This is a genomic window from Paenibacillus sp. FSL F4-0125 (genome assembly GCF_038008565.1).
Classification (GTDB): Bacteria; Bacillota; Bacilli; order Paenibacillales; family Paenibacillaceae; genus Paenibacillus_AQ.
The window spans coordinates 5,059,645-5,085,541 of record NZ_JBBOZJ010000001.1 but is presented as its reverse complement, the minus strand read 5'-3'; the positions used below and the strand labels follow the sequence as shown (position 1 = coordinate 5,085,541).

General features: G+C 45.0%; 18 protein-coding genes. 13 read left to right on the top strand and 5 right to left on the bottom strand.

Annotation, left to right across the window (positions count from 1 at the left end; all coding sequences use genetic code 11):
- Positions 1-4 precede the first annotated feature (4 nt).
- The 5 genes from NST74_RS22650 (at position 5) to mtaB (ending at position 4,969) form a co-directional block, all read left to right on the top strand.
- Entirely contained in the window at positions 5-583 is a 579-nt protein-coding gene (locus NST74_RS22650) for a DNA-3-methyladenine glycosylase I (protein WP_341115958.1), read from the top strand.
- Between the two features lie 254 nt (positions 584-837).
- On the top strand, positions 838-1,893 hold the full coding sequence (gene prmA, locus NST74_RS22645; RefSeq protein WP_339287717.1) for a 50S ribosomal protein L11 methyltransferase: 1,056 nt from the start codon (positions 838-840) through the stop codon (positions 1,891-1,893).
- Between the two features lie 2 nt (positions 1,894-1,895).
- On the top strand, positions 1,896-2,579 hold the full coding sequence (locus tag NST74_RS22640; protein WP_042130368.1) for a site-2 protease family protein: 684 nt from the start codon (positions 1,896-1,898) through the stop codon (positions 2,577-2,579).
- A gap of 278 nt (positions 2,580-2,857) precedes the next feature.
- A complete protein-coding gene (locus NST74_RS22635) occupies positions 2,858-3,622 on the top strand; it encodes an RsmE family RNA methyltransferase (protein WP_042130366.1) in 765 nt (254 codons plus the stop codon).
- A gap of 3 nt (positions 3,623-3,625) precedes the next feature.
- On the top strand, positions 3,626-4,969 hold the full coding sequence (gene mtaB, locus NST74_RS22630; RefSeq protein WP_042130364.1) for a tRNA (N(6)-L-threonylcarbamoyladenosine(37)-C(2))-methylthiotransferase MtaB: 1,344 nt from the start codon (positions 3,626-3,628) through the stop codon (positions 4,967-4,969).
- Positions 4,970-5,153: 184 nt separating this feature from the next.
- On the opposite strand, the gene NST74_RS22625 is transcribed toward mtaB, so the two are convergent.
- The 3 genes from NST74_RS22625 to NST74_RS22615 all read right to left on the bottom strand — a co-directional run bounded on the left by NST74_RS22625 (position 5,154) and on the right by NST74_RS22615 (position 7,098).
- Complete coding sequence (locus NST74_RS22625; RefSeq protein ID WP_341114529.1) at positions 5,154-5,669, bottom strand: hypothetical protein; 516 nt, start codon at positions 5,667-5,669, stop codon at positions 5,154-5,156.
- A 377-nt stretch (positions 5,670-6,046) separates the two neighbouring features.
- Entirely contained in the window at positions 6,047-6,373 is a 327-nt protein-coding gene (locus NST74_RS22620) for an AzlD domain-containing protein (RefSeq protein ID WP_341114527.1), read from the bottom strand.
- Entirely contained in the window at positions 6,364-7,098 is a 735-nt protein-coding gene (locus NST74_RS22615) for an AzlC family ABC transporter permease (RefSeq protein ID WP_341114526.1), read from the bottom strand. The genes NST74_RS22620 and NST74_RS22615 overlap by 10 nt, the downstream gene beginning before the upstream one ends.
- A 227-nt stretch (positions 7,099-7,325) precedes the next feature.
- Between NST74_RS22615 and NST74_RS22610 the strand changes: the two genes are divergently transcribed.
- From NST74_RS22610 to NST74_RS22595, 4 genes are all read left to right on the top strand, one after another.
- Positions 7,326-9,536 carry a hypothetical protein gene (locus tag NST74_RS22610; RefSeq protein ID WP_341114524.1) on the top strand — a complete coding sequence of 737 codons (2,211 nt, stop codon included), beginning with the start codon at positions 7,326-7,328 and terminating at the stop codon, positions 9,534-9,536.
- A gap of 144 nt (positions 9,537-9,680) precedes the next feature.
- Positions 9,681-10,250 carry an ECF-type riboflavin transporter substrate-binding protein gene (locus NST74_RS22605; RefSeq protein ID WP_445668152.1) on the top strand — a complete coding sequence of 190 codons (570 nt, stop codon included), beginning with the start codon at positions 9,681-9,683 and terminating at the stop codon, positions 10,248-10,250.
- 110 nt (positions 10,251-10,360) lie between these two features.
- Positions 10,361-12,067, top strand: coding sequence for an ABC transporter ATP-binding protein (locus tag NST74_RS22600; protein WP_341114520.1), 1,707 nt, complete (start codon positions 10,361-10,363; stop codon positions 12,065-12,067).
- The gene (locus NST74_RS22595; protein ID WP_341114519.1) at positions 12,064-12,894 is read left to right on the top strand and encodes an energy-coupling factor transporter transmembrane component T family protein; all 831 of its coding nucleotides are present in this window, start codon (positions 12,064-12,066) and stop codon (positions 12,892-12,894) included. The genes NST74_RS22600 and NST74_RS22595 overlap by 4 nt, the downstream gene beginning before the upstream one ends.
- Positions 12,895-12,947: 53 nt before the next feature.
- On the opposite strand, the gene NST74_RS22590 is transcribed toward NST74_RS22595, so the two are convergent.
- Positions 12,948-13,934 carry a Na/Pi cotransporter family protein gene (locus tag NST74_RS22590; RefSeq protein ID WP_341114518.1) on the bottom strand — a complete coding sequence of 329 codons (987 nt, stop codon included), beginning with the start codon at positions 13,932-13,934 and terminating at the stop codon, positions 12,948-12,950.
- Between the two features lie 99 nt (positions 13,935-14,033).
- Here NST74_RS22590 and NST74_RS22585 point away from each other — a divergent pair, with 99 nt between their 5' ends.
- Positions 14,034-15,458 (top strand): class I SAM-dependent rRNA methyltransferase, encoded by a 1,425-nt coding sequence (locus tag NST74_RS22585; protein WP_341114517.1) that lies wholly within the window; start codon positions 14,034-14,036, stop codon positions 15,456-15,458.
- A gap of 264 nt (positions 15,459-15,722) precedes the next feature.
- Here the strand turns inward: NST74_RS22585 and NST74_RS22580 are convergent, their stop codons facing one another.
- Complete coding sequence (locus NST74_RS22580) at positions 15,723-16,397, bottom strand: DUF4097 family beta strand repeat-containing protein (RefSeq protein WP_341114516.1); 675 nt, start codon at positions 16,395-16,397, stop codon at positions 15,723-15,725.
- 235 nt (positions 16,398-16,632) lie between these two features.
- On the opposite strand from NST74_RS22580, the gene NST74_RS22575 reads away from it, so the two are divergent.
- The 3 genes from NST74_RS22575 (at position 16,633) to addA (ending at position 25,865) form a co-directional block, all read left to right on the top strand.
- Positions 16,633-17,427, top strand: a complete 795-nt coding sequence (locus NST74_RS22575) for a MerR family transcriptional regulator (protein WP_341114515.1) — start codon at positions 16,633-16,635, stop codon at positions 17,425-17,427.
- 795 nt (positions 17,428-18,222) lie between these two features.
- Positions 18,223-21,735 (top strand): helicase-exonuclease AddAB subunit AddB, encoded by a 3,513-nt coding sequence (addB, locus tag NST74_RS22570; protein ID WP_341114514.1) that lies wholly within the window; start codon positions 18,223-18,225, stop codon positions 21,733-21,735.
- Positions 21,736-21,737: 2 nt separating this feature from the next.
- A complete protein-coding gene (gene addA / locus NST74_RS22565; RefSeq protein WP_341115957.1) occupies positions 21,738-25,865 on the top strand; it encodes a helicase-exonuclease AddAB subunit AddA in 4,128 nt (1,375 codons plus the stop codon).
- Positions 25,866-25,897: the final 32 nt, after the last annotated feature.

The following is a 25,897-nucleotide window of genomic DNA, read 5'->3' as shown; positions in this document are numbered from 1 at the left end:
AATGATGGAAGTCACTCGCTGTGCTTGGGTCAATGATGATCCTCTATATATTGCCTATCATGATGAAGAGTGGGGAAAGCCTCTGTATGGTGACCAAATGCTGTTTGAATTGCTTATGCTGGAAGGGATGCAGGCAGGGCTGAGCTGGTATACTGTACTAAAAAAACGGGCGCGTTTCAGAGAAGTATTTGACGGATTTGATCCGAATAAGATTGTTCATTATGATGAAGCCAAAATTGCAGAGCTAATGAGTGATCCAGGGATTATTAGAAATCGATTGAAAATTGATGCTATCATCCGTAATGCGGGTGTGTATTTGCAAATTTGCGAGGAATATGGCAGCTTTGCAGAGTATCTCTGGAGCTTTGTCGGAGGTGTGCCAACTATTAATCATTGGAAGACTCGTGCAGATGTACCTGCTTCGACGGTTCAGTCTGATGAGATGAGTAAGGCATTAAAGAAGAAAGGCATGAAGTTTGTGGGTACTACAATATGCTATGCTTTTATGCAAGCATCAGGGATGGTGGATGATCATTCGCTCAACTGCTTTTGCAGGCGTAAAGAGGATGTCGCAGGTCGTTGAGCTGTAGTTTGGCGTTACACCAATAAGAAATGTTATACTATGAAGCGAATGCTTTCGAGGTCAGTTTTGCACGAAGTGAATCAATGAAGCAAATGCTCACAAAACAAAGCCTATGCTTTCGAAGTCAGTTTTGCACGAAGTAAATCAATGAAGCAAATGCTCACAAAACTAAGCCTATGCTTTCGAAGTCAGTTTTGCACGAAGTAAATCAATAAAGCAAATGCTCACAAAACTTTTAGGAGGATTACATAAAGATGTTATGGCATGAAGTGACGATACATACAACAGAAGAAGCACAGGAAATGATTTCGAATTTTTTATATGAAGCTGGTGCGGGTGGGGTCTCTATTGAGGAATCCGGCACACTGAATAAAGAACGGGATACACGTTATGGTGAATTGTACGACCAACCTTTGAATGATATTCCTGAAGGGGAAGCGGTCATAAAAGGGTATTATGCCGATTCCACAGATATGGATGCTGTTATAGAAGAATTGACTCCACGGGTAGCCGAATTGCATGAGTACGGGATTGATCCAGGCAAAGCGTTGATTTCTTGGAAGACTGTGGATGAAGACGAATGGGCGCATGCTTGGAAGCAATATTTCAAACCGCTGCGGGTATCGGAGCGTCTCACGATTAAACCAACCTGGGAGGAGTATACGCCTGAGAACCCAGATGAAGCCATCATTGAGATCGACCCTGGCATGGCATTTGGAACTGGGACTCACCCTACAACAGCTCTGTGCCTCCGTGCACTGGAGAAGAATATTAGCGGCGGTGAAGAAGTTATCGATGTCGGCACCGGTTCAGGAATTCTGGCTGTAGGTGCGATGCTGCTAGGTGCAAAATCCGTATTGGCCTTAGATTTAGATCCGGTGGCTGTGGAAAGTGCACGGGAGAATGTAGCCCTTAACAAGCTTGAATCATCCATAACGGTAAAAGAGAGCGATCTTCTATCGCTGCTGGGCGGGGAAGGCGTAGCTGATACAGCGGCTGGAGAGATGTGGCCATCCGCTAGACCTGGTCACTCACTAGAAGGAACCGTTCCTGCTAAGCAAGAGCAAGAAGGTAGCCTTGGCGTGACATTGCCTGTACAAATTGTAGTTGCGAATATTTTGGCGGAAATCATCGTATTGTTTACGGATGATGTATACCGCGCGCTTCAACCTGGGGGTCTGTACATTACCTCTGGTATTTACAAGGATAAAGAAGGGCTTGTGGCGAACGCGCTGAAAGCGTCTGGTTTTGAGATTATTGAAATATCCCGTGAGGAAGATTGGGTGGCGTTTACAGCCGGAAAGAGGTAAAGATGGATATATTACAAAATATAATTCGAGTAGATTTAGATCAGCTTCCTTTCCTGCTGATTACGATTTTAATTGCTTTTACAGTACATGAATTCAGTCATGCTTATTTCGCAAATAAGTTTGGTGACCCAACAGCAAGATTACTTGGCCGTATGACGCTTAATCCTGCTGTTCATTTCGATTTCTTTGGTATTTTGCTCCTGCTAGTTGCCGGCTTCGGTTGGGCACGTCCGGTTCCGGTAAACCGCGATAACTTTAGTCGTCCTCGTCTCATGGGAGTCATCGTGTCGGCTGCGGGACCAATCAGTAACCTGCTCTTAGGAATTATTGGTGCTATAATATACGGTGCACTTGCGGCAACTGGAGTTCTAGATAATATCTCGAATGATCGCATGCTTGAGGCTGTATACTTATTCTTTGGCACCTTCATTCAGTGGAACTTCTTTCTGTTTCTGTTCAATCTTATTCCGCTGCCGCCACTGGATGGCTATCGGATTGTGGAAGATATCGCCCCACGTTCGATCCGCGGCAAATTACAGCAGTTTGAACAATGGGCTGTATTCCTCTTTTTATTGATTCTGTTTATTCCTGGGCTACGGACTTATACGATTGATCCGCTAGCAATCTGGGCTAGTGAAATGTCGAGAACATTTGTACAGCTGTCACTAAGAATTTTTGGCAGCTAAGGCAAGGAATGAACTCTGTTCAACCTTTGTCAAACATTGTATTATGTAATTTGATCAAAATTTGATAGTTGATTTTCGCCTGAGCCATATTTATATTTCTTGAAGAAACGGGTGACGTCCTTATAAGGGCGACTAAGCCGTTTCTTCAAATATAATAAGGGATAAGTTTCACGTTATACTTTATTTCTTATATTTTTTGATTAAACGCTTACCATCCTTATAAGGATGCCGAAGGCGTTTATATTTGTTACTGAATTCATGAACAGGATGATGATGAGATGCAGCGATATTTCGTTACACCGGAGCAGTTTGGTGCGGATACCGTGAGAATTGATGGGGAAGATGCCCGTCATATTGCTAAAGTGATGCGTGGTAAGGCAGGGGACAAGCTTATTGTGAGCGATGGTGTTTCCCGTGAGGCATTAGTAGAGATTGCGCAGATTGAAATTGGGGAGGTCACTGTGAACATCTTGGAGTCTCTGGAGATGACGCATGAACCTCGAATTAAAATTACAGTAGCTCAGAGCTTGCCTAAGGCTGATAAGATGGAAACGGTCATTCAGAAGTGCACAGAGATTGGTGCTGTGAGCTTTGTTCCTTTTCTGTCAGAGCGCACAATAGTGCAATACGACGAGCGTAAGGAAAGCAAACGACTGGATCGCTGGCGTAAAATTTGTAAGGAAGCTGCCGAACAGGCTCACCGGAATATCGTTCCGGCTGTAGCTTCACCTCTTTCTTGGAAACAGCTCTTGCAGACTTTTAGCGAGTATGATGCCGTTTATTTCTGCTATGAAAAAGAGGAAGGCTTGCAGCTTCGTAGCAGTGTTGCGCCTTGGTTAGCATCGCTCTCGCCAGAGACTGGTGGGAAGGTAATGGTAGTAGTAGGTCCTGAGGGAGGCTTTACGCCGGAGGAATGCCAAAAAGCAGAGGAAGCCGGGGCAGTATCCGTAGGATTAGGTCGGCGTATTCTGCGCTGTGAGACAGCGGGCATGGTTGCCGCTGCTTGTATTTTATATGAATCTGGAGAAATGGGAGGAGCTTAAGAGATGCCATCCGTAGCGTTTTATACTTTAGGTTGTAAAGTGAATTTCTATGATACCGAAGCCATTTGGCAGCTATTTAAAAATGAAGGTTACGAGCAGGTTGATTTCGAGGGTCCCGCCGATGTATATCTGATTAATACTTGTACTGTAACTAACACAGGTGACAAAAAAAGCCGTCAAATGATCCGCCGTGCCGTGCGCCGTAATCCGGAGGCTATCGTAGCCGTAACAGGCTGTTACGCGCAAACTTCGCCTGGGGAGATTCTAGATATTCCCGGAGTCGATCTTGTTATTGGTAACCAGGACCGCGATCAGATTATGACGCATGTGAAGAACATTGAAGCCTCACGCCAGCCGGTTAACGCTGTGCGTAATATTATGAAGACACGTGAGTTCGAAGAGATGGATGTACCAGGCTTTGCGGATCGGACGCGTGCGTTTATGAAGATTCAGGATGGTTGCAACAACTTCTGCACCTTCTGTATCATTCCATGGTCGCGGGGGCTGTCCCGCAGTCGTGATCCCAAAAGCATTGTCGCTCAAGCGCATCAATTGGTAGAAGCAGGATATAAGGAGTTTGTACTTACGGGTATTCATACCGGAGGTTACGGCGATGATCTGGATAATTACCGTCTCTCCGATTTGCTGTGGGATCTAGATAAGGTGGATGGACTGGAACGCGTACGTATCAGTTCTATCGAAGCTAGTCAGATTGATGAGAAGCTGCTTGAGGTGCTGAACCGTTCCTCCAAAATGTGCCGTCATCTGCATATCCCGCTACAAGCCGGACATAATGATGTGCTGAAGGCGATGCGCCGTAAATATACGACCGAAGAGTATTACGCCAAAATGCAATTGATCCGCCAGGCGATGCCAGATGTGGGAATTACCACTGACGTTATCGTTGGATTTCCGGGTGAGACCGATGAGATGTTCCGTGCAGGTTACGATTTCATGAAAGCTATAAATTACTCCGAGATGCATGTTTTCCCTTATTCCAAGCGGACAGGTACGCCTGCAGCAAGGATGGAGAATCAGATCGATGAGGAGATCAAAAATGTACGCGTTCAGGAACTGATTGATCTATCTGAAGAGATGCAATTAGCTTATGCCCGTAAGTTTGTTGGACAGACGCTTAGCGTAATTCCAGAAAGATCAGCCAAGGGTGCGCCGGGTCGCAGTACGCAACATGGTTTCAGTGATAACTATTTACAGGTGTTCTTTGAGGGTGAGGATTCACTTCAAGGCGAACTTTGTGATGTGAAGATCACCGAAGCTGGTGTGAATGAATGCCGAGGCGAACTGATCGGGGTAAGTCAGAGCGGTCTTAAGCAGGCTGTTCGTTAAGGAATAGACGTTAGTTAAAAGACAGCAAAGGAGCAATTCTCCCGTTCATGGAGAATTGCTCCTTTGTGTTTTTGACGTTGGCTGAGGAGTGCAGCCGCATAGCCGAGGCATAGCTGCTATATGAGAAAGGCATAGATCTCTCCTAATCTTGCGGCTCTCTATGGGATTACTAGCATGCTTTTTATCAGTTTGAGCATACTTTCGGACCCCAAGGAAAATTTTCTTGGGAAAGTGGTACATATATTAGCAGTGATTTTGCAAAGTAGGCCAAAGCTACGCCCGTATCGCCCGAAAGGTGGGAAATGTGAGAAAGAGGTGTAAAAATCCCCCAGATAACGCCCGAAAGGCGCGAAACGGCTGAAAGAGGTGTAAAAATCCCCCAGATAACGCTCGAATGGCGCGAAACGACTGAAAGAGGTGTATAAATCCCCCAGATAACGCCCGGAAGGCGCGAAACGGCTGAAAGAGGTGTATAAATCCCCCAGATAACGCCCGAAAGGCGCGAAACGACTGAAAGAGGTGTATAAATCCCCCAGATAACGTCCAGAATGCGCGAAACGGCTGAAAGAGGTGTATAAATCCCCCAGATAAAGCCCGAATGGCGGGGAACGACTGAAAGAGGTGTATAAATCCCCCAGATAAGGCCCGAATGGCGCGAAACGACTGAAAGAGGTGTATAAATCCCCCAGATAACGCCCAAAAGGTGTGAAACGGCTAAAAGAGAAGCTCTCGCTTACAATCACAATAAATGACTTGTACTACGTCATCTTTTTAACACTTTTATGGACGAAACTGGCATGATGAATCATGATCCATTACGCAGAAAAGTTGTTTTATACGAAACTTCTGATGTATTTGATGTTTTTATGCCAACAGCGACTAAGGGAGGTTCGGTAGTGACACAAATGGAGTGCATAAAATGCACCCAAAAACCACCAATTAAAGTACTAATAAAACTCCAAATAATGAGCTACTTCTGATAACGAATTCTTAAGCGTAGCGCCAAGAAGTAGTCAGATAAGAGATGGGTGCATCAGCAGCCACTGCAATTCATGGCTTTTGGGGTCCCTTGCATGGTCAAAAAACCATCCGCAAAATCATAACTGAAATTACACCTGCCAGTACAGTACCAAGTAAACTCCGGGTTTTTATCGCGATCCAAAAAGTAGGAATTGCTGCAAAAAGCTCAATATTATTAGCTATAGGTGAGAATTTTCCATCATTCAAGAAGATCTCCTGACCTATTAATGCCGCCATGACAGAGATAGGAACATAATTCAACCAGCGCATTCCCCATTCAGGTAATTCAAAACGGCTTAGAATCATTAATGGAACCACCCTTGGAATGAAGGTCACCAAAGCTGCCCCCAGAATGATCAGCAGAACATCCCATCTTACTTCCATTTTTCAAACACCATCCCTATTGTAGATGCAATAACTGTTGCGATAATCACTCCAACACTACTGGAGAACAGGAAGGAGCTTCCTATAGCTATGATCACTGCAAGGATTGCGACAACCAAATCAAGTCTTATTTTTTTGCGGTCCATCATGGAAATCACAAGGATGCCGATAAACATGGCGGGTAACGCAAACTGCAAACCGAATTGATCCGGATCTGAAATCCACTGGGCCAAAAAAGCACCGGCTATATTTGCAAGAAACCAGTTTAAATAAGCGGTGATGTTAAGTCCGTGCATCCATTGTTCACTGATTCGCTCCTTATTCAAGGTTTGATTGATGGCGACACCGAAGGTCTCGTCGGTTAATAAAGAACCAACCAGCATATTTCGCAGTGGGGTAAGATGTCGGAAATAAGGTGAAAGAGCTGCGCTAAGCAAAATATGACGAAGATTAACGATAAAAATCGTAATGATAATGGCCGCAGGCGAGCTGCTTACGGCTATCATTCCAGCAGCTATAAACTGAGCTGATCCCGCGTAAAGAATCAGACTGATTAAGGCAATCTCAGCAATGCTGAGTCCGGCAGTCTTTTGAACAACCCCTGCGGCAAGTCCGATGCTCAAATAACCGAGTAGTGTGGGAATGCAATCTTTTACCCCTTTAAGGAAGCCATCTTCCTGTTTTGAAGAAGGGATTGCCTCTAGTTGAACGTTCTCTGAACTCATCGTAACCCCCTTGGTTCAATAAAGAATGTAGTAGCTAGCATATTACTTCCTTATATATTGATCAACCCTTACCTTTTCATCTAGTCTGAAAGTCCTGAATTTGGCTTTATGGAGTTATAGGGTAAACACTTGGTGTACAATTGTCGATATAAGTAAAAGAGTGTGGGTTTAAACCACCAAACGACATTATAGCCTAAGGGAGAGAACAAATGACTGTGTACAGGAAAATGACGAAAATGCTCCTCATCATGATATTGTTAGCTACTGCGGTTTTTCCGGTAAGTGTCTTTGCAGCTACCGGCGACATCAACTCGATCGAATTCGAAAGCTCAGCCAAAGTGCAGCTTACGGTTGGACAAACGCCAAAGCAACTGAAGGTATATGCGAATGTGGAAGGATCCTCCTCCAAAAGAGATGTGACTGGCGCAGTGGTATGGAATTCTTCTAACACTAACGCTGTAAAAGTAGTAAATGGTCTATTGACTCCAATAGATAGCGGGAAAGCTATTATTACAGCTACTTATAATCATGCGTTAGCTACTATTGAAGTAGAGGTTTCACATCCGATCAAAGAATTGAAGCTCGAATATAGCTCCGAGGGGAACTATAAGTTGGGTGATGAAGAGGATAAATTGCTGGTTAAAGCCAATGCAATTGGTGGCGATACAGCGACTTCTGCAAAGGATGTAACGGCTGATACCACTTGGAGCAGCTCCAATACAAGCGTATTAACGATTGCAGAAGGTAAGATTACCCTGGCAGGTGAAGGTACTTCAACCATTACTGCTAAATACAAGGACTTAACAGCAACCTTCAAAGCAGTAGTTAAATTGCCTTATTCCGGGATTGAGATTAAGAATGATGATGATATCCTTGTTAAGGAAATTGAAATGCTCGTTGGCGATAATCCGGTGAAAGTAGCTGCGTTTACCAAAGAGACTACAAAATCGACCGCAAATGATATTACCGCGAAAGCGGAATGGTCTTCTTCTAATACAAGTGTTGCTACGGTAGATAAGGGAGAAATTAAAGTCCTATCTGCAGGAAAAGCTGTAATTACAGTAGCTTATCTGGGAATTACACAAACTGTGGATGTATATGTACGTGCTCCTTTTGAGGCATTAATGTTAACCCCATCAGGCGATCAATTCTTGTTTATGGGTGAGAGTTTGAACGTTAAAGCAGAGGTTCGGGATGCTGCGAATTCCACTCCAAATGTATCGGGTAGTGCAGTATGGACTTCAGACAATCAGCTCGCGGTAACGGTTACTGCGGGAAGTGATACTGCGGCAGTCACTGCTAAAGCAGTGGGAACTTCGAATGTTAAAGCAGAACATATGGGCGTTAGTAAGAGCTTTAAAGTAACTGTATATCCAACGATTACAAACCTGGAAGCTGATAAGACGGAGCTGGATATATTCACAGAGGATTCCGTAAGTTTGCCAAAGGTAAACGGAACTAAGCTGGACGAAACGAAGCTAGATCTTAGTCAAGAAATCGAATGGACTTCTGCCAACGATGAGATCGCCACCATCAAGGATGGCAAGCTTGTTGCTGAAGCAGCTGGTACTGTTAATATTGTCGGCAAAATAAAATCCGAGAACCCTACCTCCTCCAAGGCGGCAATTCGGGATAAAAGTGTTGTAGTGAGTGTTACAGTTAAGGATAAGGTACATATCTTGCTAGGACCAGAGGAGAACTTTGTGGTTGTTACTGGCGAAGAGAAGGCCGTTCCTGAAGTAAAAGCTGTAATGGAAAATGGAAATGAACTTGATGCTACTGCCACTATGGAATGGGAAATTACTGGTACGAATGCAATTATTAAGACAACATCTTCCGGCAAGGTAATCAAAGGATTGGTAAAGGGCTCTGCAACTTTAAAGGGAACCTACGCTAATAAGACGATCAGCATCCCGGTGACCATTGAACAAAAGGTTACTAAGCTTGTTGTAGAACCAAATGCGATCGAACTGAACATTAAAGGCTCTAAATCTATAAAGGTAACGGCTTACTACTCAAACGGCAAGACGGGGAATATTTCTAGTAGCATGAACTGGGAGTCCTCGAATGAGGCAGTTGCAACGGTTAAAAGTACATCCGTTAAAGCTATAGCTGAAGGAACAGCAACGTTATCAGGTTCTTATCAAGGGATTGCTACTAGTGTCAAAATTAATGTAGTTCCTAAACTAATGAAGTTGACTGTTAACGAAAATAGACTGAAGATGGCTCCGGGAGCTGTGCAGAATGCAGTTGTGACTGCGCAGTATGATACGGGAAAGACGGCCATTGTTACTGGAAGTGCAGCGTGGACCAGCTCTAAGCCTTCTGTAGCTAGAGTATCTGCTAGTGGGCAAATTGTAGCTGTGAGCAAAGGGACGGCATCTATTAAAGGTAAGATTGGCACCAAGACAGTGACGGTAACCGTTACGGTGAAATAGATAGAGCAAGCTATTTGTATAAAAGATCTTGGGGTCTGCAAAGCCAACATCATGTTGCTTTGCAGATTTTTTTATTTTAGTCTATAGTAATTCCGACTATTCCGATGTATAATCACATAAAATAAAGAAGACGCGTTGGGGGAGATGAAAAACATGGCAAAACAAAAGATGTTATCGATTAAGACCATTGTAGCGATTGGTATCGGTTCTGCTTTATTCGTTATATTGGGCAGGTTCGGCTCGATTCCATCCGGAATTCCAAACACTAACATTGAAACTACATACGCTTTACTAGCATTGTTCGCACTGTTGTACGGTCCGTTTGCCGGATTACTTATTGGCCTGATCGGCCATACATTGAAGGATGCAATTTTTTACGGTTCCCCTTGGTTCAGTTGGGTGATCGCTTCTGGAATTGTTGGTCTCGTCATTGGTCTGCTGGTGGCTAGAATTGGGATTCATGATGGGGAGTTCGGACGAAAGGAACTGATTCGTTTTAATCTGGCTCAGATTGTAGCGAATGCAATCGCCTGGTTCTTAGTAGCACCTGTACTAGATATTCTAATCTATGCGGAACCAGCTAATAAAGTATTCACACAAGGACTTATCGCCGGAGCATCCAATATAGTCACTGTGGCAGTGATTGGCTCACTACTTGCAATTGCATATGCTAAGACAAGAACGAAGCAAGGCAGCTTGACCAGAGAAGCCTGAGTAGCATATAATCCAAACCAAAAGCCGGTGGAGATCACCGGCTTTTTTATGGCTATTGAACATCTAATGGTTGTGAATATCTTCAAACGAAGCTAAGAGGAAGGTCAAGGATGAGAAAAGCAGTGATTGAATTTAAGGATTTCAGTTTTCAATATCGAGCACAGCAAGAACCTACACTCACAGGTATCAACTTAACGATTGCCGAAGGGGAAAAGGTGCTTATCGTAGGACCCTCAGGCTCTGGAAAAAGTACGCTGGCTCATTGTATAAACGGACTCATCCCTTTTGCCTATAAAGGTGAAATGTCTGGATCATTGCAAATTATGGGTCAGGAGCAGAAAGAACTAAGTATCGCAGCATTGTCGGATCAGATAGGGACAGTATTGCAAGACCCGGACGGACAGTTTGTGGGATTAACGGTTGGAGAGGACATCGCCTTCAGTCTGGAGAATCAAGCGGTTCAGCAGGCTGAGATGAAAGAAAGAGTAGTAGTTGCGGCAACAGCGGTGGATATCCAAGATTATTTGGGATCTTCACCTCAGGAACTGTCCGGCGGACAGAAGCAGAAAACAACCTTAGCCGGTGTTCTGGTTGGTGATGTGGACATCCTGCTATTTGATGAGCCTTTGGCAAACTTAGATCCATATACCGGCACAAAAGCGATAGAACTCATTGACCGAGTGCAAAAAGAGACCGGCAAGACAGTTATTATTATCGAGCACCGACTAGAGGAAGTACTGCACCGTGTGGTGGACCGCATTATTGTGATCCATGACGGACGCGTAGCGGCGGATATGCCTTCCGCTGAGCTGTTAAGCACTGAGCTACTTTCAGAGGTAGGTATTCGGGAACCTCTTTATTTGGCGGCTTTAAAGTATGCAGGATGTACGATTACATCAGATATGAATCCACAGCATATAAACGAAATTCAGTTGGAGGCTTGTTCAAGTAAACTTAAAACCTGGTATGACAACAATAATGCGCGACAGGATAAGGTGGATAGTCCACCTATACTTGAGCTGCGAGATATTTCTTTTGGATACGTGAGAAATCAGCCTGTGCTGCATAAGCTTAACCTTTTCATCAATAAAGGAGAAATGCTTTGTATTGCTGGTCGAAATGGGGCAGGAAAATCCACGGTATCTAAGCTAATCTGTGGATTTTATAAGCCCACCTCCGGATCGATACTGATGAACGGAAGAGACATTGCCAAGGACACGATTAAGGAGCGGGCAGAGCGGATCGGTTTCGTGATGCAGAATCCAAATCATATGATTTCTAAGACGCTCTTATATGATGAGGTTGCGCTAGGCCTTAAGTTACGAGGCGTGTCAGAGGAGCTTATTCGTGAGCGAGTGCATCATGTTTTGAAAATATGCGGTCTATATGCTTTTCGTAGCTGGCCGATCTCGGCGCTCAGCTATGGTCAGAAAAAACGTGTAACTATTGCGTCTATTATGATTCTAGAGCCGGAACTCATCATTTTGGATGAGCCGACTGCAGCTCAGGATTATAGGCACTATAACGAAATGATGGAATTCCTTCTCACGCTGCGGGCGCAGGGAATGACGGTCATTATGATTACGCATGATATGCATCTTATGCTGGAGTATGCTGATAGAGCTGTAGTGTTATCTGATGGAGTGAAGCTTGCGGATGACAGACCAGAGCGAGTATTAACCAATATAGAAGTAGTAAGGAATGCTAACTTAAAGGAAACCTCACTATTTACATTGGCTATGAAGGCCCAATTGGATCAGCCAGAAGAGTTTGTAAGAAGATTTATTGCATATGATAGGAGGAGCCGGGGCGGATGAAGGCCACAATGTTAACTTTTACGAAGCAGGATTCACCTATTCACCGTCTTACAGGCGCCACTAAGCTGATTTTATTTATAGTATGGTCTGTGACAGGGATGATTACATATGATACAAGATGTCTGATAGTGATGCTGCTATTTAGTTTAATTGCCTTTAGAATTTCTAAAGTTCAATTTCAGGAGTACGCCTTTGTCCTATATTTTATCTTGATTTTCTTTGTTCTTAATCATATAGCTATCTTTATTTTCTCTCCTTTGGAAGGTGTAAAGGTTTACGGTTCACGTCATGATATTGTTCATCTTGTAGGTCGGTATACCGTTACATGGGAGCAACTATTCTATCAATTAAATATTGCACTTAAATATGCAGTAGTAATTCCTATGGCGTTATTGTTTCTTTTAACCACAAATCCCAGTGAATTCGCAGCATCGTTAAACCGGATTGGTGTGAACTATAAAATCGCATATTCTGTATCGCTTGCGCTGCGGTACATTCCGGATATCCAAAGAGATTATGAGAATATATCGTTCTCTGCTCAGGCACGAGGAATAGACATCTCTCGAAAAGAAAAGCTGCCTAAGCGGCTTAAAAATATCATTTCAATTCTTATGCCCTTGATTCTGACTAGCATTGAGCGAATTGAGAATATTAGTACGGCTATGGAGTTACGTGGCTTTGGAACTAAGAGCAAACGGACTTGGTACAGCAGTCGTCCGTTCTCCAAAAACGATTATATTGCCTTGAGCTTATTCGCTCTTATCGCAATATCTTCGACGGTAATTACTTTTTACGATGGTTCGCGGTTTTATAATATTTTCGATTGAAGTATAATAGTACAGTTGTGGAAAGTTTGGGTTTTAGGCGTTACAGTATATCGTTACGATTGAAGACGTTTCTCCAGTCTTGACCATACAGGCAGGTAACATAATGGGAGTGCGATTAGCGAGCATACTACATTAAAAATAGTCTGTGCATGGGCGATTTGTGAGGCGACCCCTCCGCCAATCCATGCAGCAGTTGCTTGTAGGGGCCCGATAAGTGGCAGGAATAACAACGCTCCGCCAATGTTAAGGGCTACATGCGACCAAGCGACGAAGACACCAGATGATGAGCCGCCGATGGAAGCAATGACAGCTGTGACGCAGGTGCCGACGTTAGCACCGAGCACGATGGCTATGCCGAGCTCTGGGGGCATGGCACCCGAGGCAGCAATGCTCATTGCCATGGCAATAACCGCTGCACTGCTATGTAGCAGGGCTGTTAGACAGGCGCCAGCGGCTAGTCCCCACAGGACACTTGTGGCAGCGTGATCCAGGAACCAGAGGAATAGGCCACTCTCCTGAAGTGTCCCGCCGATGGACTGCATAACTGCGATTCCCCATAGGACTAGAGCGAATCCTGATACAGCCAGGCTGATGAATTGCAGCGGCTCTGATATTTTCCGGCACAGTATTGCCGCTCGTGACATATGCGGTAATTCCCCGGCTATAACGGCTGCTGCCCACAGACTCAGCGAGGCAGCCAGCAGTGGGGAGGCCATGGAATTGATGTGAAGTCCGATCAATTCTGTAGTCAAAGTGGTGCCGATGTTGCTGCCTAAGATAATGCCGAGTGTACGGGCATAGGTGAGCAGGCCGGCATTTACCATGCCGATGGTGAGTACAGTTACTGCGGTGCTGCTCTGGAGCAGGGCTGACAGTACGCTGCTTGCAATCAAGCCTTTAATAGGTGTAGAAGTAGCCTTATTCAGGCTTGTAGTTAACAGAGGGCCTGCAAGCTTGGACAACGCGGTTTCCATTAGCTTCATGCCAGCCAGAAAAATGACAAGACCATATATGATAGGGAAAAGCAGATCACGGAACATAGGGCATACTCCTTTGGACGAGGGTTGTACACCAATATATGAAAGTAACGTGTAGGACATGTATAAAATCATTTTTAGAAAAACAGGGAGTTGAAGTCATTGGCATCGGTTATTTTAGAACGTAATCGCAAAAAGAGACTAGAACAGGGCCATCCATGGGTCTACGCAGGTGAAGTGGCATCAGTAGAAGGAAACCCGGAAGCAGGAGGATTGGTTGATGTCCTTAATCATCAAGGTCGGTTTCTGGCTGTAGGATATTACAATCCAGCATCACAAATTCGGGTGAGAATTGTATCACAGGGACCTTTGGCTATCATGGACACCGCTTTTTTCGCTGAGCGGTTCGAGAATTGTCTGCAGCACAGAAAACGGTTCCTGCCGGGAGCAGATGCTTACCGTTTGGTATATGGTGAAGCGGACTTTTTACCAGGGCTTATTGTGGATCGGTTCGGAGATATTCTAGTTGTGCAGCTGCTTACACTCGGAATGGACAAGCGCCGTACAGAGATTGTTGAAGCACTTGTACAGGTTATGGCACCGCGTGGTATTTATGAACGCAGTGATGTTAGCGTGCGCGAGCTGGAAGGGCTGGAGCAGACTACAGGTGTGCTATACGGGGAATGTCCACGGCATGTTACTGTAAGTGAGAATGGCTTGAAGCTGGTAGTAGATATCGAAGAAGGCCAGAAGACAGGTTATTTCTTTGATCAGCGTGAGAATAGAGCATCCATTGCGCCACTCATGAAGGGCTGGGGTGGACGAAGCGGCATAACACTGCAAGAAATCGAAACAGAAGACGGCTCGCTACAGACTTTGCCGGTAAATAAGAGTGGTAAACACGTAACCTTCCCTTATTGGGATGGTGCTACAGTGCTGGAATGCTTCTCGCACACAGGCAGCTTCACTCTGCATGCATGCAAATATGGCGCGAAAAAAGTAACCTGCCTAGATGTTTCCGCTCATGCTATAGAGAGTGCGAAGGTCAATGTGGAGCTGAATGGCTTTAGTGACCGAGTGGAATTTGTAGTGGATGATGCTTTTGCCTATCTGCGCAATCAGGTCAAGGGGCTGGAGGAACGTTCAGAGCGGGCGACGGTTGCAAGCGGAACGGAATCAACAGCAGCGACTACAAATGCTAAATCTGGGGGCAAAGCAACCAAAACCGATACCTCCAAACCGATGACAGCAGGTGGAGGCAGAACTTGGGATGTAGTTATCCTAGACCCTCCAGCGTTTGCCAAAACTAAAAGTGCAGTAGCAGGTGCATGCCGCGGTTATAAGGACATTAATCTGCATGGCATGAAGCTGGTGAATGAAGGTGGGTATTTGGTTACCGCAAGTTGTTCTTACCACATGCAGCCGGATCTATTCCTCGAAACGATTGCAGACGCAGCAAAAGATGCTGGTAAAGTATTGAGGCTTGTGGAATGGCGTGCCGCAGGGAAAGACCATCCGCAGATTCTAGGCGTTAACGAAGGACATTATCTGAAGTTTGCGATTTTTGAAGTGCGGAGTAAGAAATAAACTGGCTGTTTCGTATAGGTAATGGATTTTGATCCGTAAAAGGAGTCCTCATTTGAGGTCTCCTTTTGCGGATTTTTTGTTATGTTCTGAAAAAAGTTGAATTCGGGATTAACAAGGTATGTCTGCGTAGTCCGAAAAGTTGCCAAAACAGCACGAAATTCATGAATAGCGACTCCTGAGTCCGAATCTAATCCAGAAATGCGGCTTATACTTTATTTTGAAGGAAGTCACGATCAAGCTTAATTTTGGCCCTCGGGTACATCACTACTCAGAAAATCGTAAGGTAATATCGCCGTTATTTGTATAAGCAGATAGTTTTTTCGAACCATTCTCTTTATTGGCAGGCAAATTGCTATCACCTTTCTTTACCTTGCTTAAGATCGCGAAATCATCATATGACCCTGAAATTGAACCGCTAATATTTCCGTTTTTTGTTTCAAGGGTTATAGCCGTCCCTACATTCAATTTGTCCAGTTGGATATTTCCGTTATTTATGTTTACTTCCACTGTCCCTAAAAACACGATTGTTGGTAATACAATACTTTCATTTGATGTTTTTAAAGTCAAATTTTTTAAAGTTGCATCAGGTATCCATACCTGAATAGTTCTGGTTACTTGCGAGCCTTTTCCTCCGATATAGTCGTTCCATTCCTTATTACTGTCACTTACCATTGACAGTTCTTTATCGTCAGATAGATTAATCTTGTAAAAATCTTTCTCACTTTCATAGTAAACAATATGAATTTGTTCATCTTTAGATTGGAGGATATTTATTTTTTTGTCCTTTACATCAATTGTTAAGGTATCAATCTTTTGGGCAGGTATGGTGTGATTTCTTTCCTCCATGGAAGTGGCGTCGGAGGAACATCCTGCTAATGATATCAATAGTGTCACCAAAATGCCTATAGTAGTTAGTGATTTTTTTGCAGTACTTTTCATTATAAAACGCTCCTTCGTTAAATCATTTTTCTTTTAAATATAGCCAGTCCTACGAATGCCAATCTTAAGCTGCTATGCAGACAAGTTCCAATATGCAACAAAGCATTAGAGTTGAACAAATGATCTTAAAAAAGTCTACCCTAATAAATTCATTTTGTTTTTCGTTGCGTTTATCAGTCGTGTATGTTTTAATCATCATAAACTTTTGTGTTACAAAAAGGTCAAGAGGGTAGATATGAAGAACTATTTTACAATTAAGCAAGCAGCAGAGATCGTAGAGATGACCACTGAGACCTTGCGGCACTATGATCGTATTGGATTAGTCAAGCCATGCCATAAAGATGAATTATCGGGATATCGGTACTATTCCGAGCAGGAGCTCGTAAAGCTGCAAACCATTGAACTGCTCAAAGCAATGGATCTTACTTTAATGGATATTAAAGATATTTTGCAGCAGAATGATCTCTCTAAAGTAATTGCATTTCTAAAACAAGCAGAAAAAAGAGCAGACGATAAAATTGCTCGTCTGCAGTATGCAAAATCGAAAATTAAACGTGCCTATCTACATTATGAAAATAAGTTCCACGACGGTTATAGTCAAAGTGAAAATTACTTTGTCAGACACATAGAGGAAAGGGTAATTATGCTTTCGAATAAAATGGAAAGCCCCACACTTAAGAATTTATGGGACTATCACAGACATTTCTATCAACAAATTGAAACGTCTCTGCATTCAGAATTTCTGTTTGAAGATATGGCAGGAATGTTCACGACTGAAGGAATAACACGATTATTTGCTGTTTGCTTGAAATATCCGTCTTTAGAGGGGCTGACTGTACTACCAGAAGGGGACTATCTGTGTGCAATTTGTACCGAAGAGAATAAGAATGCTGTATTACAAAAGTTACTTGAAAGGGCAAAGACGGAATACGATGTGTGTCCAGATTTTGTTCTTCATAACATTATTGTGACTGGAATATTGCAGTGGGATTATCAGATACAACTGTTCATTAAGAAACGCACATGTTAGATTGAAAGTCGCTAATTTAGCGGCTTTTTTTGATTAAGGAATCATGTTTTTTGCCCCTGACTGAGGACAAGAACGTTATACTTCGCCGATTAGATAAATATTTAACTATAGTTCAATGTTATCTATTAACCTAACTGGCAGATTAACGCTATAAGTCTCTTAGGATTAGTATGCGTTAGTTGAACGACAACAGCGGCAGTCTAAAACTTATTTTTCAAAAGCTGACGATTTTTCAATTCATAAGCCGCGTTAAATCAATGACTCTAGTCTTTAGGGTGTTCATAGGGAAGAAGTTGCTATAGGACTCAAACGAAACTAAACAGCGAAAAAAGCCTAGATTTTGACCGTTACGGACTCCACAGGCGCTATTGACCTCAAACTAGCCGAGATGGGGGACTTTCGCGACGAATAGCTTCACTGGAGTCCGAAAAGTTGCCAAAACAGCACGAAATTCATGAATAACGACTCCTGAGTCCGCAAGTAATTAATGTAGCTAGCAGAAGCAAAAATGTTGAGTGTTGAACGCAGAACGTTGCGCACCGGGTATTAACAAACTAGAAATACTAGAAATACTAAACAGCAAGTCACCAAAATATGTTAGTTGCTGTTTACTTCGAAGCTTTTTTATTGTAAATCATTAGAAAATACTAGCAAACGCATGTTCTGATTTGTGCGGTTATGCTATACTGAGGGGACGAGGAACGACTGAACTTTTTCATTTGAACATCATCACACGGTGGATATTTCACCTTATGTCATATACATTTTCTCCGCTACGGAAGGAGTCTATCATTTATGTCGGTAACCTTTTTACTAGGCCGCTCAGGCAGTGGCAAGACAACAAAAATATGGGAGTCTATCTCATCTTCATTAGAGAAGGAGCCTCTTGGCGCACCGATCATTATTCTAGTACCGGAGCAAGGTTCTTTTGGAGCAGAACGGGGGCTTCTCACCGTAGGGAATGTGAAGGGGAGCATTCGGGCGCAGACACTAAGTTTTTCTCGGCTTGCTTATCGGGTGAAACAGGAAACTGGGGGTAGCGCTAGCCTGCCTATCAGTGAAGAAGGCAAAAAGATGTTAATTTATAAAATTATCCGCCGTCGTAAAGAGGAACTAAAATTGTTCGGTGCCTCAGCAGACAGACCGGGTTTTGTGGAACGGCTGAATCAACTGCATACGGAGATGAAGCGTTGTTGCTTGGCTTCCACTGATTTAGAGGATCAGTTGTCTGCAATGCGAGGCGCTATTGCAAGGAGCCCTATTCTTGAAGGAAAGCTGGATGATTTACAGGTGGTATTCAGCGATTTAGAGAAGGAGATGTCGCGTCTCTACATCGATGAAGAGGATCGTTTAGCGGAACTAGCTGAGCATATTCCTGATTCCTCCTACATTCGTGGAGCGGAGATTTGGGTAGATGGGTTCCATGGCTTTACCCCACAGGAATTCGTAGTGCTTAGAGAATTAATGCAGCAAGCATCGAAGTTGACCGTCTCACTTACACTTGATCGCTCCTATCCCTATGGAGATCAGTTGAATGAGCTTGAATTATTTCACCCAACTGCGGTTACTTACATTAAACTGCGTGGAATAGCTGAAGAGCTGGGCATGGATGTGTGGGACGAGCTTTTGGAGCCAGCGGTTCTTCCGCGTTTTGAAGAAAGTCCTGCTCTTGCTCATCTCGAAAGGGGATATGACCGTCGAAAGGTCTGGTTTGGTGCAGATGAACTGGCAAATGAAGCAATATCTATAGGTGCAGCAGTTTCTCACAGAGCAGAGGTTGAGGGAGCGCTGCGTGAAATGATCAGGCTGGCACGAGATGAAGGTGCAAAATATGGTGAAATGGCCGTATTAATGCGTAATATTGGAGATTACGAACAGCTGATTAAACCGTTGTTCCAAGATTATGGAGTGCCATTTTTTCTGGACCAGAAGGTAAATGAGCTGCATCATCCATTGGTAGAGTTTGTACGTTCCGCATTGGATGTAGTGCGTCGACGCTGGCGCTTCGAGGATGTTTTCCGCTGCGTAAAGACAGAGCTTTTGCTGCCGCTGGACGGGAGTATTACGCGTGAGGATATGGATGATTTAGAGAATTATGTGCTGGCTTGTGGGATTCAAGGGTATCGCTGGACGGATGGCCGTTCTTGGAAAGGAATTCCTAGCTTGTCGCTGGAAGGCGGCAGACAGATGGATGAAGAACTGCTTGCTACGATGGAACGATGCCGTGCCAGTATAACGGGTCCTCTATTTGCTTTTGAGAAACGGATACAGAAGAGTAGAAGCGGTCTTGAACTTTGTACCGCCGTGTACAAGCTGCTGGATGAGACGGATGTTGCTCGAAAGCTGGAGAAACTTAGTGTTGATTCTATGGAGAAGGGGCAACCCGAGAAGGCTAGAGAACATAGTCAGCTGTGGGGTGCAGTGCTTGATCTGCTTGATCAGATCGTTGAAATGATGGGCAACGAAAGACTTGAATTTGATGTGTTCACCGGAGTCCTAGAGACAGGACTTGCTGAGCTTAAGATGGGACTTGTTCCTCCCGCGCTCGATCAAGTACTGGTTGGTAACATGGATCGGACTCGACCAACGGGAGTTAAATACGCTTTTTTGCTTGGATTTAATGAAGGTGTTGTGCCTGCGCAGTTTAAGGAAGATGGAATTCTCTCGGAAGGCGAACGCTCTGTGCTTGAGAACGCCGGTATGGAGCTTGCTCCTGGTGCTTCTCGTAAGCTGCTGGACGAGCGGTTTTTGATCTATAATGCGCTAACGACAGGAAGTCGAAAGCTCTGGATTAGCTACGCCACTGCTGATGATGAGGGCAAGGCGCTTCTTCCCTCTGAGGTAATCCGTCATTTGCATAGAATGTTCCCAAGGGTTCATGAGCACATCCTATCCACACTTCCCTCTGCGGGACTACCAGATGAAGTCAGAGATTCCATTCACCTGGGTTACATTGGTCATCCAGAACAGAGTCTTCGTGCATTGATTATGCAGCTACGCCAGTGGCGTCAAGGGACCGAGATCCCTGTATTGTGGTGGGATGTTTATAATTGGTTTGCGTCTGATGAGAAACGAAGCCTCGAACTGAAACGTCTGCTCAGTTCATTGTTTTATCGTAATGAGGGAACGAAGCTAAAGCGTGGTACTAGCCTGCGATTGTATGGGGGATCGACACTGCGCGGCAGTGTGTCCCGGATGGAGAAGTTTGTTGCTTGCTCCTTCTCCCATTTTGCATCCTACGGACTTAGATTGAAGGAACGCCAGCTATATAAGCTGCAAGCACCTGATATTGGACAACTGTTCCATGCTGCGTTAAGTGACATGGCGGTAAGACTGAAAGAAGAGGGCCGCGGCTGGGGAAGCTTGTCTCCAGAGGAATGCCGGCGTGAGGCAAGTGAAACGGTAGAACGTTTATCGCCGATGCTACAGGGTGAAATTCTGATGAGCTCTAAACGTTACGGATACATTTCCCGCAAGCTAAAGAACATTGTTGGACGTGCTTCTGTGATTCTGGGCGAGCATGCCCGCCGAGGTAGCTTTGAGCCGGTAGGGCTGGAGCTGGATTTTGGACCGGATAAGGAGTTGCCTCCTTTAAGAATTACGCTGCCGAATGGCTGTGTGATGGAGGTTGTTGGACGGATTGACCGTGTAGACATGGCCCGTGGAGAGAATGGAATTCTTCTGCGAGTAATTGATTATAAATCGTCTCAAAAAGATCTCAAACTGCATGAAGTGTACTATGGATTATCGCTACAGATGCTGACCTATCTGGATGTGCTGCTTACGTACTCGGAGCAATGGCTCGGGCAACCGGCGCTTCCAGCAGGGACACTGTATTTCCACGTACATGACCCACTGTTAACCTCATCTAACGGGATGAACAAGGAACAGGCAGAACAAGAATTGCTGAAACGCTTCAAGATGAAAGGACTGCTTACAGCAGACCGCGAGGTAGTATCCTTGATGGATACGACTTTAGACAAAGGGTATTCTTCTATCGTGCCTGTAGCAGTAAAAGCTGATGGCAGTTTTTATAGTAGTGCTTCTGTAGCTACACCAGAGCAATGGGGGCACTTATTATCATCCGTTCGGGGAACGATCTCGGATATCGGGACACGCATTACGGAAGGTGATGTGGCGATTGAGCCATACCGGATTGGGCAGGAGACAGCCTGCACATTCTGTTCCTTTAGACCCGTCTGCCAGTTCGATGAAGCCGTGGAAGGCAATGGCTACAACAATCTGGGTAAGCCAGGGAAGGACGTTATTTGGGATCTGCTGTCCCGCAAAGGAGGAACTACACCGTGAGTATGAAGTCTGAAATAGAATCGAAACCGGAAGGAAGCATATGGAGTGATGACCAGTGGCGCGCCATTGCTGAGAGCGGTGATGATATCCTCGTTGCCGCGGCGGCAGGTTCCGGTAAGACAGCGGTACTTGTAGAACGGATTATTCGCAAAATCAGCAAGGAAGAGAATGGCTTTAGCGTAGATAGATTGCTAGTAGCTACGTTTACCAAAGCTGCTGCTGCCGAGATGCGCCAGCGGATTAGGGAAGCACTCGATCGGGAGCTTGAGGAGAATGGAGAAAATGACCATTTACGCCGTCAGCTGTCGTTGCTTGGGAAAGCCTCGATTACAACACTACACTCCTTCTGTCTGGAAGTGATCCGGCGTTACTATCAGATTATTCCTATAGATCCCGGTTTCCGTATCCTGAACGAACATGAAGCAGAGATGATGCGGCAGGAGCTGCTTCAAGAGCTACTGGAGGAAAAATATGGTGAAGTGGGTGAAGATGGCGCGGATAGTGTATTTGTACAGCTTGCTGACTGGTTCAGTGGTGAACGCAGTGATGATGCGGTACATGCGCTCATACAGCGACTGCATGATTATGCCCGCAGCCATCCTTGGCCAGAGCAGTGGCTTCGTGATACCGCAGCTGATTTCTCATTACCAGACACAGATAGCTTAGGCCGAACTCCTTGGGTGCTAAGTATTCTTGAAGAAGCGAAGCTGACCCTTGCGGGTGCAGCCAGTCAGCTTATCCAAGGCCGGGAGATTGCGCTACAGCCGGGTGGTCCGGCGCCTTATGCCGAGAATCTGACGGCCGATCTTGAGATGGTAAATGCATTGCAGGAGGCCGTGAATGAACGGCCATGGGCAGAATTATATGATATTTTCATGGAAGTATACTTTGGGAAATTGAAAGCTTGTAAGAAGGATTCGACAGATCCTGGACTGCAGGAAATGGTTAAAGAACTGCGCGATAGTGTGAAGAAGAGTATTTTAGATCTTCAGAAGGCATTGTTTGGCCGTCCTGCCGATGTTTTTTTGCGAGAACTGAATGAGGCGGCTCCTCTTATGGCAGAGCTTGCTGAGACGGTGATAGCGTTCGGTGAACGTTACCGAGTCGAAAAAGCAGGACGGGGTCTCGTCGACTTCAGTGATTTGGAGCATTATTGTCTGCAAATTTTACGTCATCCAGATTCTCTACCGGGCCATTCCCTGCCTTCTGATGCAGCGATGGAGTACCGTGCCCAATTCGATGAGGTTCTGTTAGATGAATATCAAGATACGAATAGTGTGCAAGAAGAGATTGTGCGGCTTATCTCCCGCGAAACACCTGGTAACCGATTTATGGTCGGAGATATGAAGCAAAGTATTTATCGGTTCCGTCTGGCAGAGCCGGGGCTGTTCCTGGATAAATACCGCAACTTTGGCTCTAATAATGCCGGAGGTGGCAGCAATACAGTAGGCGAATCCGAGCTAAGCGAGTTATCTGATAAGCCTAATGAATCGTCCGGCGGTTCGGTTATCGATCTGGCCCGTAATTTCCGTAGTCGTATGGAAGTTGTAAATGCCGTAAATATGATTTTTCGGCAGATTATGAACAGGGCAGTGGCGGAGATTACTTATGACGAACGTGCTGAGCTTGTGTATGGTGCGAATTTCCCGGGTGCAGCAGAGAAGGGGCCAGATACTTTTTTTGCACCGGAGCTATTATTGATCGATCGCGGAGCGGCAGCAGGTAAAGTAGAAGAGACTTCTGAGGACAGTGAGACCCCACTTCAGGAGAGTGAAGCCATTGAGAGTGAGACTGTGCAACTGGAAGCACGGGCGATTGCTCGGCGTATTTCACAGATGACTGGCCTGAATGGCGGATCCCCGCTGCTGATTTATGATAAAGGGCTTAAGATTATGCGCCCAGTGATTTATGGTGATATCGTGATTTTGCTTCGTTCGGCGAGAATATGGACCCCTTTAATCATCGAAGAGCTGCGGATGGAGGGAATCCCTGCTTATGGAGATCTGAATAAAGGATATTTTGAAGCCACAGAAGTAGAAATTGCACTTTCACTCTTGAAAATAGTTGATAATCCTCAGCAGGATATTCCACTCGCTGGCGTGCTTCGGTCACCTGTTGTTGGTTTAACTGAAGAGGAACTGGCTACGGTTCGGATGTGCAGCCATGGTTCTTTCTATCGTGCTGTAAAAGTGGCAGTGAACATGCAAGGTGTAAAAGAAAATGAGGAAGAGTACGATCTTTTCTCAGCTCATGAAATGGAATCGGCAAGCACCGCTGATATAAATACGTTCTCTAATGAGGCCTCTTTTGACAATAGCGTTCATGATGTAGGAGCAGAAAGTGAAGCTGTACCGCAGATCAACCCAGAGTTGAAGCGTAAGCTTGAGAATTTCCTGAGACAGCTTGATAGCTGGAGAGATGCAGCTAGACAAGGCAGTCTTAGTGAGCTGATCTGGCGTATTTATGGTGAGAGCGGCTATCTGGAGTGGGTTGGAGGACTGCCTGGAGGCTCGCAGCGCCAGAACAATCTTAAGGCTTTATATGATCGGGCGGTTCAATTTGAGAATGATACTGCGGCGCGTGGGTTGTTCCGTTTTCTGGTGTTCATTTCACGGCTTCGTGAGAATGGCGGAGATCTTGGTGTAGCAGGTGGCAGTGGTGAAGAGGGCAACGGGGTCAGAATAATGACCATCCATAAATCCAAAGGCTTGGAGTTCCCTGTTGTTTTTATAGCGGGTATGGCGAAGCAGTTTAATCGGCAGGATCTGCACTCTCCATTCCTGATGCACAAAGAACTCGGCTTCGGACCACGTTTTGTGGAGCGGGAAACACGTGTCAGCTACCCAACGCTTCCTTATTTGGCTATTAATCGTCGTACACGACTTGAATTATTGGCTGAGGAAATGCGGGTATTATATGTAGCTTTAACTCGCCCGAGAGATAAGATGATTCTAGTCGGTACCGTAAGAGATTTACCAAGGAAAATCGCTAGCTGGAGCAGTGTGCAGAATCGGGAAGAATTGTTGCTTGCTGATCATTTATTAGCCCGGGGACGTAGCTATTTGGACTGGGTTGGACCGGCATTGATCCGACATCCGGCAGCGGCTATTCTTCGTAAGCTAGGTGGTTCAGAAGGTACTGTCTCGACAGTGCTGCACAGCGATATCTCGAACTGGAGCATCACTGTACAGAATGCTTCCGACCTGAATTCAGGGGCATTCCTTCCAGCGGATAACGCTGAAGACAAAGCAGAAGAACGTCTATCTGTACTCAAGGCGCTGCAAAAAGGTGCATCTGTAAATGTTTATAGATCAGAGAATAGCGAAGAGATTGCCAGAAGACTAGAATGGCCTTATCCTTATACGGCTGCCTCTGGCATTCCTGCCAAAACCTCTGTTACGGAGTTAAAAGCTTTGTTGTCGATGCAGGACCAGCCTTCTTATGATCTCCTAGAGGAAGGCGGCCACCCTGCTACCTCAACAGAAAACAATAAACGTAGAAATGTGGCAGGAGCAGACAGTCTTCATTTACGCCGTCCGAAATTTATGGAGAAACGCAGTCTAACCCCAGCGGAGCGCGGGACAGCCTACCATACAGTTATGCAGCATATTCCGCTTGAGGGTTCAGTTGACCCTAAGGTTGTGGAAGAAACATTAGCACGACTAGAGAGAGTGGCTATTCTAACTGCTGAGCAGGTGGAGGCGGTGGAACCGGCTCAGATAGAGGCCTTTTATACGAATGAACTTGGTCGTAGATTAATAGATTCTTCTTGGAAGCTTAGAGAAATGCCTTTCAGTTATATGGTTCCCGCAGACGAGGCTTATAGAGGGCTAGATTATATGAATAAAGCCGTATCAGAGCTAAACCCAGAGAATCATAATGAAAGCTTTAGTGAAGCTGTGCTGATCCAAGGGGTGATTGACTGCCTGTTCCGTGAAGAGGACCGGATCATTCTGCTAGACTATAAGACGGACTCTGTTTTAGAACATCAGGGTGGGATAGAAGCGCTTAAGGAAAAATATCGTTTTCAGCTAGAGTTATACAGCAAGGCATTACAAGATATTTTGGGAGAACCGATCAGCGAAATTTGGCTGTACTTTTTTGACGGCGGACATGCTGTGAAATTATAAATCTATTCATTGCCGCATAGAGCGGGGAAAGA

Coding starts and splice junctions, on each gene's coding strand:
- NST74_RS22600 (WP_341114520.1), top strand. CDS start 10,361: ATGAGAAAAGCAGTGATTGAATTTAAGGATTTCAGTTTTCAATATCGA.
- addB (WP_341114514.1), top strand. CDS start 18,223: ATGTCGGTAACCTTTTTACTAGGCCGCTCAGGCAGTGGCAAGACAACA.
- NST74_RS22605 (WP_445668152.1), top strand. CDS start 9,681: ATGAAAAACATGGCAAAACAAAAGATGTTATCGATTAAGACCATTGTA.
- NST74_RS22610 (WP_341114524.1), top strand. CDS start 7,326: ATGACGAAAATGCTCCTCATCATGATATTGTTAGCTACTGCGGTTTTT.
- NST74_RS22640 (WP_042130368.1), top strand. CDS start 1,896: ATGGATATATTACAAAATATAATTCGAGTAGATTTAGATCAGCTTCCT.
- NST74_RS22635 (WP_042130366.1), top strand. CDS start 2,858: ATGCAGCGATATTTCGTTACACCGGAGCAGTTTGGTGCGGATACCGTG.
- addA (WP_341115957.1), top strand. CDS start 21,738: ATGAAGTCTGAAATAGAATCGAAACCGGAAGGAAGCATATGGAGTGAT.
- NST74_RS22590 (WP_341114518.1), bottom strand. CDS start 13,934: ATGTTCCGTGATCTGCTTTTCCCTATCATATATGGTCTTGTCATTTTT.
- NST74_RS22620 (WP_341114527.1), bottom strand. CDS start 6,373: ATGGAAGTAAGATGGGATGTTCTGCTGATCATTCTGGGGGCAGCTTTG.
- NST74_RS22595 (WP_341114519.1), top strand. CDS start 12,064: ATGAAGGCCACAATGTTAACTTTTACGAAGCAGGATTCACCTATTCAC.
- NST74_RS22615 (WP_341114526.1), bottom strand. CDS start 7,098: ATGAGTTCAGAGAACGTTCAACTAGAGGCAATCCCTTCTTCAAAACAG.
- NST74_RS22580 (WP_341114516.1), bottom strand. CDS start 16,397: ATGAAAAGTACTGCAAAAAAATCACTAACTACTATAGGCATTTTGGTG.
- NST74_RS22575 (WP_341114515.1), top strand. CDS start 16,633: ATGAAGAACTATTTTACAATTAAGCAAGCAGCAGAGATCGTAGAGATG.
- NST74_RS22650 (WP_341115958.1), top strand. CDS start 5: ATGGAAGTCACTCGCTGTGCTTGGGTCAATGATGATCCTCTATATATT.
- mtaB (WP_042130364.1), top strand. CDS start 3,626: ATGCCATCCGTAGCGTTTTATACTTTAGGTTGTAAAGTGAATTTCTAT.
- prmA (WP_339287717.1), top strand. CDS start 838: ATGTTATGGCATGAAGTGACGATACATACAACAGAAGAAGCACAGGAA.